The organism is Streptomyces sp. NPDC058646 (genome assembly GCF_042716875.1).
Lineage (GTDB): Bacteria > Actinomycetota > Actinomycetes > Streptomycetales > Streptomycetaceae > Streptomyces.
Genome location: NZ_JBHXRK010000025.1, coordinates 20,855 through 37,299 on the forward strand (window position 1 = coordinate 20,855; position 16,445 = coordinate 37,299).

The following is a 16,445-nucleotide window of genomic DNA, read 5'->3' on the forward strand; positions in this document are numbered from 1 at the left end:
CCATGACCACCCGCACGCGGGGCCGCCGCGCCCCCCTCGCCTCCGTCGGCCTGCACGCCACGCTGCTCGTCGCGTCCGTGATCGCCGTCTTCCCGGTCCTGTGGATCCTGCTGACCTCGCTCAAGCCCGCCGAGCACGCGATCACCACGGACTTCGTGAAGGAGCCGACCCTCGGCAACTACACGTACCTGCTGGAGTCGAGCCACTTCTTCAGCTGGTTCGCGAACTCCGTCCTGGTCGCCGGCGTCACCACCGTCCTCGGCGTGTTCATCGCCGCCACCACCGGGTACGCGGTCAGCCGCTTCAAGTTCCCCGGCATGCGGCCCCTGATGTGGACCCTGCTCGTCACGCAGATGTTCCCGATGGCCATCCTGATCGTCCCGCTCTACAACCTGATGGGCGACCTCGGGCTGCTCAACCAGCCCCTCGGGCTGATCATCACCTACCTCACCATCGCCGTGCCGTTCTGCGCCTGGATGATGAAGGGCTTCTTCGACACCATCCCGGTGGAGATCGACGAATCCGGCCGCGTCGACGGCCTCAACCCCTTCGGCACCTTCTGGCGGCTGATCCTGCCGCTCGCCAAGCCCGGCCTCGCCGTCACCGGCTTCTACGCCTTCATCACCGCCTGGGGCGAGGTCGCGTACGCCTCCGCCTTCATGGTCGGCGAGGAGAACCTCACCCTGGCCGGCGGCCTGCAGACCTTCGTCACGCAGTACACCTCCAACTGGGGTGCGATGAGCGCGGCTTCCGTCCTCATCGCGATCCCGGCAGCGATCTTCTTCGTCTTCGCCCAGCGTCACCTCGTCGCCGGGATGACGGCAGGCGCCACCAAGGGCTGACCACCCCGCCTGCCCCCTCTCACCCCCGGCCCGATCTCTTCAAGGACACCATGACCCAGCACCTCGCCGACGCACTTCCCACCGCCACCGGCACCACGCCCGGATGGTGGAGAGACGCGGTGATCTACCAGGTCTATCCGCGCAGCTTCGCCGACTCCAACGGGGACGGCATGGGGGACCTCGAAGGCATCCGCAGCCGACTGCCCTACCTGAAGGAACTGGGGGTCGACGCCGTCTGGCTCAGCCCCTTCTACGCCTCCCCGCAGGCCGACGCGGGCTACGACGTCGCCGACTACCGGGCCATCGACCCCATGTTCGGCACCCTGCACGACGCCGACGCCGTGATCCGCGAGGCCCACGGCCTGGGCCTGCGCATCATCGTGGACCTGGTCCCCAACCACTGCTCCGACCAGCACGAATGGTTCAAGCAGGCGCTGCGCGAGGGCCCCGGCACCCCGCTGCGCGAGCGGTTCCACTTCCGGCCGGGCCAGGGGGAGGACGGCGAACTCCCGCCCAACGACTGGGAGTCCATCTTCGGCGGACCGGCCTGGACCCGCGTCGCGGACGGTGAGTGGTACCTGCACCTCTTCGCCCCCGAGCAGCCCGACTTCAACTGGGAGCACCCCGCCGTCCAGGACGAGTTCCGCTCCATCCTGCGGTTCTGGCTCGACCTCGGCGCCGACGGCTTCCGCATCGACGTCGCGCACGGGCTGGTCAAGGCCCCCGGCCTGCCCGACCTCGGCCGCGACGAGCAGCTGAAGCTGCTCGGCAACCAGGTGCTGCCCTTCTTCGACCAGGACGGCGTCCACGAGATCTACCGCTCCTGGCGCCGGGTCCTCGACGAGTACGCGGGCGACCGCATCGGCGTCGCCGAGGCCTGGACGCCCAGTGCCGAGCGCACCGCGCTCTACCTGCGCCACGACGAGCTGCACCAGGCCTTCAACTTCCATTACCTGAGCACCGGCTGGGACGCCGAGGCGCTGCGCGGCGCCATCGACGACTCGCTCGACTCGATGCGGCCGGTCGGCGCGCCCACCACCTGGGTGCTCTCCAACCACGACGTCGTGCGCCACCGGACCCGCTTCGGCTCCCTGGACCGGGCGCGCGCGGCCGCGCTGCTGATGCTGGCCCTGCCCGGGTCGGCGTACGTCTACCAGGGCGAGGAGCTGGGCCTGCCCGAGGTCGTGGACCTCCCGGACGAGGTGCGCCAGGACCCGTCCTTCTTCAAGGCCAACGGCCAGGACGGGCTGCGCGACGGGTGCCGGGTGCCGATCCCGTGGTCCGGCGAGCAGGCCCCGTACGGCTTCGGCACCGGTGGCAGCTGGCTGCCGCAGCCCGCCGAGTGGGCCGGGCTGAGCGTCGAGGCGCAGACCGGGGACCCGGAGTCCACGCTGGAGCTGTACCGGGCCGCGCTGCGGATCCGGCGCGCGCACCCGGCGCTGGGTGCGGGCGACGCCGTCGAGTGGCTGCCGGCCCCGGAGGGCGTCCTCGCCTTCCGGCGCGGGGACTTCGTCTGCACGGCGAACACCACGGGCGCGCCCGTACGGCTGCCCGCGCCGGGCACGGCCCTGCTGGCCAGCGCCGCACTCGCGGAGCCGGACGTCCTTCCGGCGGACAGCACGGTGTGGTGGCAGGGGTGACTTCCCCGCTGCGGCTGACGGACATCGCCGCGCAGGCCCAGGTCAGCGAGGCGACCGTCAGCCGGGTGCTCAACGGCAAGGCGGGCGTCGCGGCCGGCACCCGGCACAAGGTGCTGGCCGCGCTGGACCTGCTGGGCTACGAGCGGCCCGTACGGCTGCGGCGCCGCAGCAACGGCCTGGTCGGGTTGCTGATACCCGAGCTCACCAACCCGATCTTCCCTGCGTTCGCGCAGGTCATCGAGCAGGCGCTGGCCGGGCACGGCTACACCCCGGTGCTGTGCACGCAGACCCCGGGCGGGGCCACGGAGGACGAGCTGGTCGAGCAGCTGGAGGAACGCGGGGTCACGGGGATCGTGTTCCTGTCGGGCCTGCACGCGGACTCGGCGGCGGACCCGGCGCGCTACCAGCGGCTGGCTGCGCGCGGGGTCCCCTTCGTGCTGATCAACGGGTTCAACGAGCAGATCAGCGCCCCCTTCGTCTCCCCGGACGACCGGGCGGCGGCGGACATGGCGGTACGGCACCTGGAGGACCTGGGGCACCGCAGGATCGGCCTGGCGATCGGGCCGACGCGGTACGTGCCGTCGGCGCGCAAGGAGCAGGGCTTCGTCGCCGCCGTGCCGGAGGCCGCGTCCGAAGGGCTCATCCAGCGCACCCTGTTCACGGTGGAGGGCGGCCATGCGGCGGGCATCGCCCTGCTGGAACGCGGCTGCACCGGCATCGTGTGCGGCAGCGACCCGATGGCGCTGGGCGTCATACGGGCGGTCCGGGAGCGGGGGCTGCGCGTGCCCGAGGACGTGTCGGTGGTCGGCTTCGACGACTCCCCGCTGATCGCGTTCACGGACCCGCCGCTGACCACCGTGCGGCAGCCCGTGCGGGCCATGGCCACGGCGGCGGTGGGCGCGCTGCTGGAGGCGGTGTCGGGCACACCGGTCCAGCGCACGGAGTACGTGTTCCAGCCCGAGCTGGTCGTCCGCGGCTCCACGGCCCAGGCCCCGCCGACACCCTGACCTCCCCGGGCACGACCGCCCGGGGCCCGCGGCGCGGGCCCCGCACCGGCCGCGGGGCGCGCCGGCCGCCCCCTGTCGAGCAGGATCAGGCCAGCCCGGTGGCCGCCCGCCCGCTCCCTCGGCGGCGCTCCGGGCCCCGGGAGCCGGCCCGGCGGGCGGACCCGTGGCGGCTGGGCCGCAGCCCCCGGGCCTCCAACCCCCCTGTCACCGCCGGGACGTGCTCGCGTGCTGGGCCGGACGGGGCGCTGCGCCCGTAGCCCGTGACACCTTCACGAAACAATTCTGCAATCTCTTGCGCAAGGTCTTGCAGGGGCGGGATCCGGCCCATACGGTCGCCTGCAATCCCCCCTCTCCGCCAGGAGGTCCCCATGCCCCGCACCGCAAGAACCGCAAGGGCCGGCAGAGCCGTGCTGGTCGCGACCGCCCTTGCCGCCGCGACGCTCTCCGCCCAGGCGCCGCAGGCCCAGGCCGTTCCGCCCGGGGAGAAGGACGTCACCGCCGTCCTCTTCGAGTGGCGGTTCGCGTCCGTGGCCAAGGCGTGCACCGAGAGCCTCGGGCCCGCCGGTTACGGCTACGTGCAGGTCTCGCCTCCCCAGGAGCACATCCAGGGCCCCCAGTGGTGGACCTCGTACCAGCCCGTCAGCTACAAGATCGCCGGGCGGCTGGGCGACCGTACGGCCTTCAAGTCGATGATCGACACCTGCCACGCCGCGGGCGTCAAGGTCGTCGCCGACTCCGTCATCAACCACATGGCGGCCGGGGACGGCACGGGCACGGGCGGGAGTTCGTACACGAAGTACAACTACCCGGGGATCTACTCCGGTTCCGACCTGGACGACTGCCGGGCGACGATCTCGAACTACCAGGACCGCGGCAACGTCCAGAACTGCGAGCTCGTCCAGCTCGCCGACCTCGACACCGGCGAGGAGTACGTGCGGGGCCGCATCGCCGCCTACCTCAACGACCTGCTCTCGCTCGGCGTCGACGGTTTCCGGATCGACGCCGCCAAGCACATGCCCGCCGCCGACCTCGCCGACATCAGGTCCCGGCTGACGAACCCTTCCGCCTACTGGAAGCAGGAGGCGATACACGGCGCCGGCGAGGCCGTCTCGCCGAGCGAGTACCTGGGCAGCGGCGACGTGCAGGAGTTCCGCTACGCCCGCGACCTCAAGCGGGTCTTCCAGAACGAGAACCTCGCCCACCTGAAGAACTTCGGCGAGGCCTGGGGCCACATGGCGAGCGCCAGGTCCGGCGTCTTCGTCGACAACCACGACACCGAGCGCGTGGGGGACACCCTCAGCTACAAGGACGGGTCCGCCTACACCCTGGCCAACGTCTTCATGCTGGCCTGGCCGTACGGCTCCCCGGACGTGCACTCGGGATACGAGTGGACCGACAAGGACGCCGGCCCGCCGAACGGCGGCGCGGTCGGCGCCTGCTACGCCGACGGCTGGAAGTGCCAGCACGCCTGGCGGGAGGTCGCTTCCATGGTCGGCTTCCGCAACGCGGCCCGCGGGCAGGGCGTCACCGACTGGTGGGACAACGGCGGGGACCGGATCGCCTTCGGGCGCGGCTCCAAGGCGTACGTGGCGATCAACCACGAGGGCTCGGCGCTGACCCGCACCTTCCAGACCTCGCTCCCGGCCGGCGACTACTGCGACGTGCAGAGCGGCCGCACGGTCGGCGTCGACTCCGGCGGCCGGTTCACCGCGACCCTCGGCGCCGGGACCGCCGTCGCCCTGCACGTGAACGCCCGTACCTGCTCCGGCGGGACCACCCCGCCGCCCCCGGCCACGACCGGTGCGTCCTTCGCCGTGAACGCCACCACCGTGCCGGGCCAGAACATCCACGTCGTCGGGGACCGCGCCGAACTCGGCGGCTGGAACACCGCCGCCGCCCGCAAGCTCGACCCGGCGGCCTACCCCGTCTGGAAGCTCGACCTCTCCCTCCCGCCCGGCACCTCCTTCGCCTACAAGTACGTGCGCAAGGACGCCTCCGGCTCCGTCACCTGGGAGAGCGGGGCCAACCGGACCGCGACCGTCCCCGCGAACGGCAAGGTCACGCTGACCGACACCTGGCGCAGCTGACCGCCCACGCACCAGGGCCGCCCGGCACCACCACGACAACCCCGCCACCGGTGCCGGGCGGCCCTCATCCACGCGCAACGTGACCAAGGAGACCCGCCTTGATACGCCCTGCCGCAGGAGTCCTCGCCGCCGCACTGGCCGTGACGCTCCTGCCCTCCCTCCCCGCGGCCGCCGCGGACCGGCCCCCGGCCCCGCCCTCGGACAAGAAGCTCGCCGCCGAACCGGCCCGGCACGACCTGACCCGGGAGCAGTTCTACTTCGTGCTCCCCGACCGGTTCGCGAACGGGGACCCGCGCAACGACCGGGGCGGCCTGACCGGCTCCCGGACGCAGACGGGCCTGGACCCGACGGACAAGGGCTTCTACCAGGGCGGTGACCTCAAGGGGCTGACCGACCGGCTCGACTACATCAAGGGTCTGGGGACCACGGCGATCTGGATGGCGCCGATCTTCAAGAACCAGCCGGTACAGGGCAAGGGCGACGACGTGTCGGCCGGCTACCACGGCTACTGGATCACCGACTTCACCCAGGTCGACCCGCACTTCGGCACCAACGCCGACCTGGAACGGCTGATCGACAAGGCGCACGGGAAGGGGATGAAGGTCTTCTTCGACGTCATCACCAACCACACCGCCGACGTGGTCGACTACCGGGAAGGCTCGTACGACTACCTGTCCAAGGGGGCCTTCCCCTACCTCACCAAGGACGGGGTGCCCTTCGACGACGCGGACTACGCCGCGGGCCGGGGGAAGTTCCCGAAGACGGACGGCGACAGCTTCCCGCGCACGCCGTTCGTGCCGGAGGCGAAGAAGGACCTCAAGGTCCCCGCCTGGCTCAACGATCCCGCGATGTACCACAACCGGGGCGACTCCACCTTCGCCGGCGAGTCCTCCGAGCAGGGCGACTTCTTCGGCCTGGACGACCTGTGGACCGAGCGTCCCGAGGTCGTCAGCGGGATGCAGAAGATCTACGAGAAGTGGGTCAAGGACTTCCGGATCGACGGCTTCCGCATCGACACGGTCAAGCACGTCAACACGGACTTCTGGACCCAGTGGGCCACCGCCCTCGACAAGTACGCGGCCCAGCGCGGCCGCGAGGACTTCTTCATGTTCGGCGAGGTCTACTCCGCCGACACCGCCGTCACCTCCCCGTACGTGACGCGCGGCCGCCTCGACGCCACTCTCGACTTCCCCTTCCAGGACGCGGTCCGCGCCTACGCCTCCCAGGGTGCGGGAGCCGGCCGGCTGGCCTCCGTACTGGCCGACGACTACCGGTACACCAGCGACAGGGCGAACGCCTACGAGCAGGTGACCTTCCTCGGCAACCACGACATGGGCCGCTTCGGCACCTTCCTGAAGCAGGACCGGCCGGCGGCGGGGGAGCAGGAGCTGCTCGACCGCTACCGGCTGGCCAACGAGCTGATGTTCCTCACCCGGGGGAACCCGGTGATCTACTCCGGTGACGAGCAGGGGTTCACGGGCGCGGGCGGCGACAAGGACGCCCGCCAGCCCCTCTTCGCCTCGCAGACCGCCGACTACCTGGACGACGACCAGCTCGGCACGGCACGCACCCACGCGAGCGACGCCTACGATCCGGAACACCCGCTCTACCGGCAGATCAGCGCCCTGTCGAAGCTGACCGGGGCGCACCCGGCCCTGCGCGACGGCATCCAGAGCGAACGCCTCGCCGACGGACCCGTCTACGCCTTCGCCCGGACCGACGCCCGCAGCCGCACCGAGTACCTGGTGGCCGCCAACAACGGCACCGAGCCGCGCACGGTGGAGATCGACGCCCCGGCCGGCACGCAGTACCGCAGCCTGCACGGCGGCTTCGCACTGCCGCGCGCCTCCTCGGCGGGCAAGCTCCGCGTCGCCGTACCCGCCCTCGGCACGGTGGTCCTCCAGGCCACCACCCCGACGGCCCAGCCCGCCACCGGGCCCGCCCTGACCCTGAAGGCCCCGGCCCCCGGCGCCACCGGCACCGTCGAGCTCAGCGCCGAGGTGACCGGTGGCGGCCTGAACCGGGTCGTCTTCGCCGCACAGGCCGGCAACGGCCCCTGGCAGGTACTGGGTTCGGCCGACCACGCCCCCTACAAGGTCACCCAGCACATCACCGCCCCCGCGGGCACCGCCCTGCGCTACAAGGCCGTGGCCGTGGACTCCGCCGGCCGTACGGCCGGCGCCCTCGCCCAGTCCCTCGCCGGCCAGGTCCCGCCGAAGGAGACCCCCACCGCCACCCAGCGCGACTACGCCGTCGTGCACTACAACCGGCCCGACGGCAACTACACGGACTGGCGCCTGTACGCCTGGGGTGACATCGCCGAGGGCGAGGCCACTCCCTGGCCGGAGGGGCACGCCTTCACCGGCCGCGACGCCTACGGAGCCTTCGCCCACGTCAAGCTCAAGCCCGGGGCCTCCTCCGTCAGCTACCTCGTCATCGACAAGGACGGCAACAAGGACGTCGCAGCCGACCGGACCGTCGACGTGACGAAGACCGGCGAGATCTGGCTGGAGCAGGGCAAGGAGACCGCCCGCACCGAACGCCCCGCCTACCCGCCGCAGGACACCACCAAGGCCGTCCTCCACCACCAGCGCCCCGACGGCGCCTACGACGGCTGGGGCCTGCACGTCTGGACCGGCGCGGCGAACCCGACCGACTGGTCCAAGCCGCTGATGCCCGTCCGCACCGACTCCTTCGGCGCGGTGTACGAGGTCCCGCTCGCCCCCGGCGCCACCTCGCTGAGCTACATCCTGCACAAGGGCGACGAGAAGGACCTGCCCACCGACCAGTCCCTCGACCTGAAGGCCACCGGCCACGAGGTCTGGATGCTGGGCGGACGCCTGCCATACCTCCTGCCGCAGCCCGCGGGATCCGCTGCCGCCCTGGACCTCACCACGTCGAAGGCCGTCTGGATCGACCGCGACACCCTCGCCTGGGACGCCCCCGCGGCCGCCGCCTCCGTGCAGCTCCTCGCCTCCCGCGAAGGCACCGTCACCGCCGCGGACGGCGTGCTGGACGAGCGCGGCGCGCAGTGGCTGCGGCTGACCCGGTCCGAGCTCACCCCCGCGCAGAAACAGAAGTTCCCGCACCTGGCCGAGTACGCCGCCCACACCGTCGACCCGCGCGACCGGGACCGGGTGCGGGACGCCCTGCGCGGCCAGCTCGTCGCGAGCGCCCGCGCCGCGAACGGAGCGGTCCTCGCCGCCACCGGGGTCCAGCTCTCCGGAGTCCTGGACGACCTGTACGCGACGAACGCCCCGCTCGGCCCCGTGTTCAAGGACGGCCGCCCCACCCTCTCGGTCTGGGCCCCGACCGCCCAGCAGGTCGCCCTCGAACTCGACGGCCGCACCGTCGCCATGCGCCGCGACGACGCCACCGGCGTCTGGTCGGTGCGCGGCGAGCGGAACTGGACCGGCAAGCCGTACCGCTACGCCGTCACCGTCTGGGCCCCGAGCACCCGCCAGGTGGTCCGCAACCTGGTCACCGACCCGTACTCCACCGCCCTGACCACGGACTCCACGCACAGCCTGGCCGTGGACCTGGCCGACCCGAAGCTCGCCCCGCCCGGCTGGCGCACCCTGCGCAAGCCCGCGCCGGTGCCCTTCACCTCCGCGCAGATCCAGGAGCTGCACGTCCGCGACTTCTCGGTCGCGGACCGCACCAGCGGCCACCCCGGCCAGTACCTGGCCTTCACCGACACCGGCTCGGCGGGCATGCGGCACCTGCGGTCGCTGGCCGCGGCCGGCACCTCGTACGTCCACCTCCTGCCGGCCTTCGACATCGGGACGGTCCCCGAGAACCCCGCGGACCGCACCGAGCCCTCCTGCGACCTCAAGGTCTACGCACCCGACTCCGAGGAGCAGCAGGCGTGCGTGGCCGCGGCCGCGGCGAAGGACGCCTACAACTGGGGTTACGACCCGCTGCACTACACCGTGCCGGAGGGCAGCTACGCGAGCGATCCGCACGGCACCGCCCGCACCGTGGAGTTCCGCAGGATGGTCCAGTCCCTGAACGGGGCCGGGCTGCGCACGGTGATGGACGTCGTCTACAACCACACCGTCGCGGCCGGTCAGTCGGACAAGTCGGTCCTCGACCGCATCGTCCCCGGCTACTACCAGCGGCTGCTCGCCGACGGCTCGGTGGCCACCTCCACCTGCTGCTCCAACACCGCCCCCGAGAACGCGATGATGGGCCGCCTGGTCGTGGACTCGATCGTCACCTGGGCGAAGGAGTACAAGGTCGACGGCTTCCGCTTCGACCTCATGGGGCACCACCCGAAGGACAACATCCTGGCCGTGCGCTCCGCCCTGGACTCCCTGACCGTCGAGAAGTACGGGGTGGACGGCAAGAAGATCGTCCTCTACGGGGAGGGCTGGAACTTCGGCGAGGTCGCCGACGACGCCCGCTTCGTCCAGGCCACGCAGAAGAACATGGCCGGCACCGGTATCGCCACCTTCTCCGACCGGGCCCGCGACGCGGTCCGCGGCGGCGGTCCCTTCGACGAGGACCCGGGCGTGCAGGGCTTCGCCTCGGGCCTGTTCACCGAACCGAACGGATCCCCGGCCAACGGCACCCCGGCCGAGCAGAAGGCCCGCCTCCTGCACGCCCAGGACCTCATCAAGGTCGGCCTCTCCGGCAACCTCGCCTCGTACGCCTTCACCGACACCGCCGGCCGCCCGACCAAGGGGTCCGAGGTGGACTACAACGGAGCCCCGGCGGGCTACGCCGCGGCACCCGGGGACGCCCTCGCCTACGCGGACGCCCACGACAACGAGTCGCTGTACGACGCCCTGGTGTTCAAGCTGCCCGCCGCCACCTCCACGGCCGACCGGGCCCGCATGCAGACCCTGGCCATGGCCACGGCCACCCTCTCGCAGGGACCGGCCCTCTCCCAGGCGGGCACGGACCTGCTCCGCTCGAAGTCCCTGGACCGCAACTCCTACGACAGCGGCGACTGGTTCAACGCCGTCCACTGGGACTGCCGCGACGGCAACGGCTTCGGCCGCGGGCTGCCCCCGGCCGCCGACAACCGCCCGAAGTGGCCCTACGCGAAGCCCCTGCTGACCGGCCCGGCCCCGGGCTGCGCCGAGATCGGCGCCACCGCAGGCGCCTACCGCGACCTCCTGCGGATCCGGACGTCCGAACCGGCCTTCGCCCTCGCCACGCCGGAAGCCGTCCAGGCGCAGCTGGCCTTCCCGCTCTCGGGCAAGGAGGAGACGCCCGGCGTGATCACCATGACCCTCGGGGACCTGGTGGTGGTCTTCAACGCCACGCCCACCGCCCAGGCCCAGCGCCTGCCCGGCCTCGCGGGAGCCGCGTACGCCCTGCACCCGGTCCAGGCCACGGGTTCCGACCCCACGGTCAAGCAGGCGGCGTACCGGGCGGCGACGGGGGAGTTCACCACGCCGGCCCGCACGGTGGCGGTGTTCAAGCGCTCCTGAGCGCCCTGCCGGATGACAGGAACGACGGGGCGGTGCCGGTCGCGGACCGGCACCGCCCCGTCACGCCCGCTGTGCGTGGTCCGGAGCGTCAGACGTCGAGGCGGCGCTCCAGCAGGATCACCCCGTAGACCCGTCCGTCCCGGCTCTGCTTGGAAGGGAACTCGCCCACCACCCGGTAGCCCGCGGACCGGTAGTACGCGAGCAGCCGGGGGTTCGTGGAGACGCAGTCCAGGCGCGCCCGCTCCCGCCCGGTCCGGCCGATCCGCCACTCGGCGTGCTCCAGGATCCGCAGTCCGGCCCCGGCGGGCGCGGCGTCCCGCTCCACCATCAGGCGGTGCACGTAGCCCGCGACGGGCGGCTGGACGCCCCAGGCCTCCTCGTCGGACCACCACAGCTCGTACGCGCCGACGACGCGGCCGTCGGCGTCCTGGGCGAGCCACACCTCGCCCTCGCGCATCACCGCCCGGAAGTGCGCGGCGTCCTTCTCGCCCGGCTTCCACTGCTCGATGCCCTGCTTGCGCATCCACCGGGCGGCCTGGTCGTACAGCGACACCAGAATTCCGGCGTCCTTCTCCTCGGCAGGCCGGAACAACATCCCGTCGTCAATGATCACGCGGGCATTATCGCCGCGTGCATGATCACTGCTGCTCGGGGACCCCGCCCGGGACGAGCGCGCCGAGCCGTCCGGCCAGCTCCCCGAAGGGGCCGTCCGCCGGCTCCCCGGCCAGGATCTGTACGAGGATCCCCGCCATCTCCGCGTCGTACGCGGCGCTCACGGCGGCCAGTGCGGCGAAGTCGTGCACCAGCTGGAGCTCCAGCTCGGCCCGCGGGATGCGCCGCCCGTCCAGCCAGATCAGCGCGGTGGACTCGGCGAGGGAGACCCACGAGCGCACCACGAGCTCCAGCCGGGCGGGCGGGTGCTCCACCCCGATGTGCGTGATGATCTGCTCGTACGCGGCCTGCCGGACCTCGTCGATCATGGCGTTGGCCCGGCTGCTCCCGGCCGCCGGACCGCCGCGCATCAAGGCCGAGAATCCGGGCCCGTGCTCGTCGACGAAGGCGAAGAACCGCCCCATGACCCGCAGCAGCCGCGCCCCGAGCGGGCCTTCCCGGGGCTCCACGAACCGCTGCGCCAACTCGTCGGCCGCACGCCGCAGCGCGGCCTCGTACAGGCTCAGCTTGCCGGGAAAGTAGTGGTAGACGAGCGGCCGGGATATCCCGGCCGCCGCCGCGATCTCGTCGATCGACACGTCGTCGGGCGACCGGTGGCTGAACAGCTCCAGGGCCACCCCGATCAGCTGCTGCCGCCGCTCCTCGACACCCATCCTGCGCCGCACCCCGGTTGTCATGCCGACACCCTACTTCGCCCCGCCCCACCCCTGGCCAGGGGTGAAGCGAGGTGAGAGGGCGTCAGGACGTCACAGGTCCAGGACGAGCCGGCCCGACGCCGCGCGGGAGACGCACAGCAGCATGGAGTCCTCGCGTTCCTGGTCCGTGAGGAGTTCGTCGTGGTGGTCGACCTCGCCCGCCAGGACGCGGTGCCGGCAGGTGCCGCAGAAGCCCTGCCCGCAGGAGTACGGCGTGTTGGGCAGGACCCGGCGGACCGCGGTGAGCGCGGACTCGTCCGCGGCGACCTCGACCGTGCGTCCCGAGCGGTGGAGTTCGACCGCGAACGGCTGGGCCGGTCCGGGCACCGCCGGGGCGAAGCGCTCCAGGCGGACCGCCGCCGGATCCGGTGCGGCCGCCGTGACGGCCCGCATCAGGGGCTCCGGGCCGCAGCAGTAGACCAGGGTGCCGGGCGGGGCCGCGGCCAGCGGGGCCAGGTCGGGCAGGCCCACCTCGTCCTGCGGCAGGACCCGCACCCGGTCGCCGTGGACCGCGAGTTCGGGGAGGAAGGGCATGCTCGCGCGGCTGCGGCCCCCGTACAGCAGGATCCACACGGCCCCGGCGGCCGTGGCCGCCCGGAGCATCGGGAGGAGCGGGGTGATGCCGATGCCGCCCGCCACGAAGACGTACGAGGGCGCCGGGACCAGCTCGAAGCGGTTGCGCGGGGGCCGCAGTTCGAGCTCGGCGCCCTCCACCAGCCGCCGGTGCGCCTCGCGGGAGCCGCCGCGGCCGTCCTCGACCAGGCGGATGGCGATCGTGTACGCGCCCTCCTCCGCCGGGTCCCCGCAGAGGGAGTACTGGCGGACGAGCCCCGACGGCAGGGTGACGTCCACGTGCGCGCCCGGGGTCCACGCCGGGAGCCCGGCGGCCCGCAGGGTCAGCCGCAGCACGCCTTCGGCCGGCTCCGTACGCGAAGTGATCAGTGCCCGCAGCGGGCGGCGCGGGGAGTGGCCCGAGACGGGGGTCTCCAGGGCCGGCAGCGGCCAGAGGGGGGAGCGCGCTATCCGGTGGCGCAGGGCCCGCCTGGCCACCCAGGCCGCTCCCGCCACGGCCGTGACCGTCAGGACGCGCCTCATGCCGCGGCCCCGCCGTTCGCCCCGGGCGAGGTGGCGAGGTAGGCCACCGCCTGGGCGGTCGAGCCCTCCTGCGAGGGGTGGTAGGTGCGGGACAGGTACTTCGGTATGAACTTCAGCATGGCTCCCGTGGACGGCAGCACCCCCTGCTGTCCCGCCCGGAAGAACTGGCCGAAGGAGGCCTTGCCGTCCACCAGGTGCGGGTCGTTCTCCATGAAGAAGCGCACCCCCCGCTGCCACAGGAAGACCAGCGCCGAGAAACCGGTCGCCCAGGTGCGGACGCGGCGGCGGTAGCTGCCGTCCACGTGCATGAACAGGTCGAAGGCCACCGACCGGTGCTCGACCTCCTCCGCCCCGTGCCAGCGCAGCAGGTCCAGCATGGTGGGGTCGGCGCCGCGCCGGTCCAGCTCCCCGGCGTTCAGGACCCAGTCGCCGAGGAACGCCGTGTAGTGCTCGATCGCCGCGATCATCGCGACCCGCTCCATCAGCCACCAGTGCCGTGCCCGGCCCGGCGGCAGCGTCCGGTCGCCGAGCAGCTTCTCGAACAGCCAGTCCACCTGCGCGGTGTAGGGCGTCGGGTCCAGGCCGAGCCGCTTGAGGTGGGGGAGCACGTCGTCGTGCGCGGCTGCGTGCATGGCCTCCTGGCCGATGAAGCCGACCACGTCCGCGTGCAGCTGCTCGTCCTCGATGTACGGGAGCACCTGCTTGTAGACGTGGACGAACCAGCGCTCCCCCGCGGGGAGCAGCAGGTGCAGCACATTGATCATGTGCCCGGCGAAGGGGTCCCTGGGCAGCCAGTGGAGCGGGGTGTCCTCCCAGCCGAAGGACACCTTCCGGGGGGCGAGGTCCACGTGTTCCGACGCCACGGGGGCGGGCGCGGGCGGCGTATTAGACATGGCGTCAATGTACTGATGGGTAGCGGGGAGGAAAACCCCTCGGCACCCACTTCCTTCCCCCGGGCCGGCCGGCCGGACACGAGCCGGCCCGGGGGCGCCGCTCAGCGCAGCACGCCCGCCTTGCTCCCGTCCGTGAGTTTGCCCGACAGGTCGACCTGCGCGCCCGCCGGGGCCTTGACGGCCAGTCGGTTCCCGTTCGCGGACCCGCTCACCCCGCTGCCGGACACCGACAGCGAGGCGAACTGCGCACTGCCCGCCGCGAGGACGTACCACTGGCCCGCCCGCGACTTCCACAGCACGCCCGCCAGCACCCGCGGCTCCCGCGGTCCGCACGCCGCGGACCCCTCCGACCTGGCCGCCTGCGCCGCCAGCGGGGCACCCGGCGCCAGGAACTGCGCCTGCACCCGGTCGGCCGTGCCCTGCCAGGTCTCGGCCCGCGTGCAGAGCCAGGCCGCCGTGCCGTCGCCCTCCGGCAGCGGCTGCTTGGCGTAGGTCCAGGCGTTCACCGTACGGACCCCGTGCGAGCGGACCGAGGGCAGCAGGCAGGCGATCCTCGACCAGTCGCCCAGCTCCGCCGTCTCCGCCACGTCGCGCTCGGCGCCCGGCGCGCCCGAGGTCAGCCGGGCCGGCGTCAGTTCACCGAGGTCGGTGATCAGCCGGGTGGCGCCGTCGCCGGTGAGGGCCAGGGCGTTCCAGCTCGCACAGCTGCCCGAGGGGGCGGGACCCGCCACCGGCGGGGTGACCCCCTCCGGGGTCAGCTTCAGCGCGGCCGGGGCGTCGCCGGGCTTGAGCAGGTCCCGCAGGGCCGCACCGGTGACCCAGGGCGCGGTGAGGTAGCGGACGTTCCCGTCGACCCGGCTGAGCACCAGCGCCGTCGCCGTGTCCGCCGAGGCGCCGTCGGTCCGGGCGAAGTCGAGCGCCGCTCCCGCGGTCCCGGTACGCGGTTCGGCGTACCGCACCACGCGCAGGCCGTCGTACAGCAGGACCACCACGGCCTGGTCGACGGCGCCCGCGAACAACAGCTGCGGCGGGCCCATCGGCGGACCGGAAGGGGTGCCCGGCGTCGCCGAGACGACCACGGAGGAACCGGGACGCGCCCAGACGGCCAGCGCCCGGCGCAGCAGCTCGGTGTCGGCGGCGCGGTCGCCCCGTGCGGGCCAGGCCGAGAAGCCGGTACGGGAGGACGTGCGCCAGAGCGCGGGCGCCGCCCGGACCAGCTTCCCGGGATCCAGGGCCTCCTCGGCGGCGGCGTTGCGGGAGTACGGCGGGGCGGCGGGCCCGTCCGCGCCCCAGCCCCCGCCGGGCAGCGCGAGCAGCGCCCCGCACACGGCGAGGGCCGCCCCGGCGGCGATCCCCGCCCGGGTCAGCCGCCGCCGGCGCAGCAGGTCGGTCGGACGGGCCTGGAGCACGCACGGGTCGAACTCGGGCGAGGCGAAGAGTGCGTCGTGCACGGGGTCCCCCGATCCGGCGACCGCGGCGGCGGGGTCCGCGACCCCCGCCTCGGTGAGCACCTGGAGCACCTCGGCCTCGGTCAGCCGCTCCAGGGCCCGCAGGACGCAGGCGGCGCGCCCCGGGCCGTCGAGGGTGGCCAGCCACTGGTCCAGGGCCAGTTCCTCCGCCCCGCCGGAGCGCGGGAACAGCCGCAGCCCCCACACCTGGGGGAGCGCCGGCGGGAGCTGCGCGCGCCGGGGCAGGGCCCGGAAGGTCAGCGGGATCCCCGCCTCCAGCGCGGCGCGCAGCACGCGCAGCCGGACGTACGGATACCCGGAGTCGTCGCCGACGCGCTGGCCCGGGACCCCGCCCCGTACGGCCGCCGCGGCATCGGCCTCGGCGGCCCGCCGCCCGCGCGGCAGGGCCCGCTGGACCAGCGAATGCGCCGTGAGCACCCGGCGGTTGCGGCCGAGGGCGGGCGGCAGCACCAGGTAGGCGAGCCGCACCAGCCGCGCGTAGTGCTCGACGATGGCGGCCTCGGCCTGTTCGACGTCGGGAGACAGGGGGCGGGTGGCGGTATCCGGCGCAGTCACGTTCAGCAGAACGAGCGAATCGTCCGATGGTCACCCGTCCCGGGCGCAC

The 16,445-nt window shown here is 73.1% G+C and carries 10 protein-coding genes; 5 read left to right on the forward strand and 5 right to left on the reverse strand.

What is annotated here, in order from left to right:
- Positions 1-2: 2 nt before the first annotated feature.
- The 5 genes from ACFWUZ_RS27045 (at position 3) to pulA (ending at position 11,017) form a co-directional block, all read left to right on the forward strand.
- A complete protein-coding gene (locus ACFWUZ_RS27045; protein ID WP_384378085.1) occupies positions 3-842 on the forward strand; it encodes a sugar ABC transporter permease in 840 nt (279 codons plus the stop codon).
- A 50-nt stretch (positions 843-892) separates the two neighbouring features.
- A complete protein-coding gene (locus ACFWUZ_RS27050) occupies positions 893-2,482 on the forward strand; it encodes an alpha-amylase family glycosyl hydrolase (RefSeq protein WP_384378088.1) in 1,590 nt (529 codons plus the stop codon).
- Positions 2,470-3,489 (forward strand): LacI family DNA-binding transcriptional regulator, encoded by a 1,020-nt coding sequence (locus ACFWUZ_RS27055; RefSeq protein ID WP_384378091.1) that lies wholly within the window; start codon positions 2,470-2,472, stop codon positions 3,487-3,489. Before ACFWUZ_RS27050 ends, ACFWUZ_RS27055 begins: the two co-directional genes overlap by 13 nt.
- A gap of 368 nt (positions 3,490-3,857) precedes the next feature.
- A complete protein-coding gene (locus tag ACFWUZ_RS27060) occupies positions 3,858-5,576 on the forward strand; it encodes a carbohydrate-binding module family 20 domain-containing protein (RefSeq protein ID WP_384378094.1) in 1,719 nt (572 codons plus the stop codon).
- A 98-nt stretch (positions 5,577-5,674) separates the two neighbouring features.
- Complete coding sequence (gene pulA, locus ACFWUZ_RS27065; protein WP_384378097.1) at positions 5,675-11,017, forward strand: pullulanase-type alpha-1,6-glucosidase; 5,343 nt, start codon at positions 5,675-5,677, stop codon at positions 11,015-11,017.
- A gap of 88 nt (positions 11,018-11,105) precedes the next feature.
- Here pulA and ACFWUZ_RS27070 read toward each other — a convergent pair whose 3' ends face one another.
- The 5 genes from ACFWUZ_RS27070 to ACFWUZ_RS27090 form a co-directional block, all read right to left on the reverse strand.
- Positions 11,106-11,630, reverse strand: a complete 525-nt coding sequence (locus ACFWUZ_RS27070; RefSeq protein ID WP_384378100.1) for a GNAT family N-acetyltransferase — start codon at positions 11,628-11,630, stop codon at positions 11,106-11,108.
- 25 nt (positions 11,631-11,655) lie between these two features.
- A complete protein-coding gene (locus tag ACFWUZ_RS27075; RefSeq protein WP_384378103.1) occupies positions 11,656-12,366 on the reverse strand; it encodes a TetR/AcrR family transcriptional regulator in 711 nt (236 codons plus the stop codon).
- A 69-nt stretch (positions 12,367-12,435) separates the two neighbouring features.
- The gene (locus ACFWUZ_RS27080) at positions 12,436-13,479 is read right to left on the reverse strand and encodes a PDR/VanB family oxidoreductase (protein WP_384378106.1); all 1,044 of its coding nucleotides are present in this window, start codon (positions 13,477-13,479) and stop codon (positions 12,436-12,438) included.
- Positions 13,476-14,372, reverse strand: a complete 897-nt coding sequence (locus tag ACFWUZ_RS27085) for a metal-dependent hydrolase (RefSeq protein ID WP_384378109.1) — start codon at positions 14,370-14,372, stop codon at positions 13,476-13,478. Before ACFWUZ_RS27085 ends, ACFWUZ_RS27080 begins: the two co-directional genes overlap by 4 nt.
- Positions 14,373-14,473: 101 nt before the next feature.
- Positions 14,474-16,396, reverse strand: a complete 1,923-nt coding sequence (locus ACFWUZ_RS27090; RefSeq protein ID WP_384378112.1) for a hypothetical protein — start codon at positions 16,394-16,396, stop codon at positions 14,474-14,476.
- Positions 16,397-16,445 lie beyond the last annotated feature (49 nt).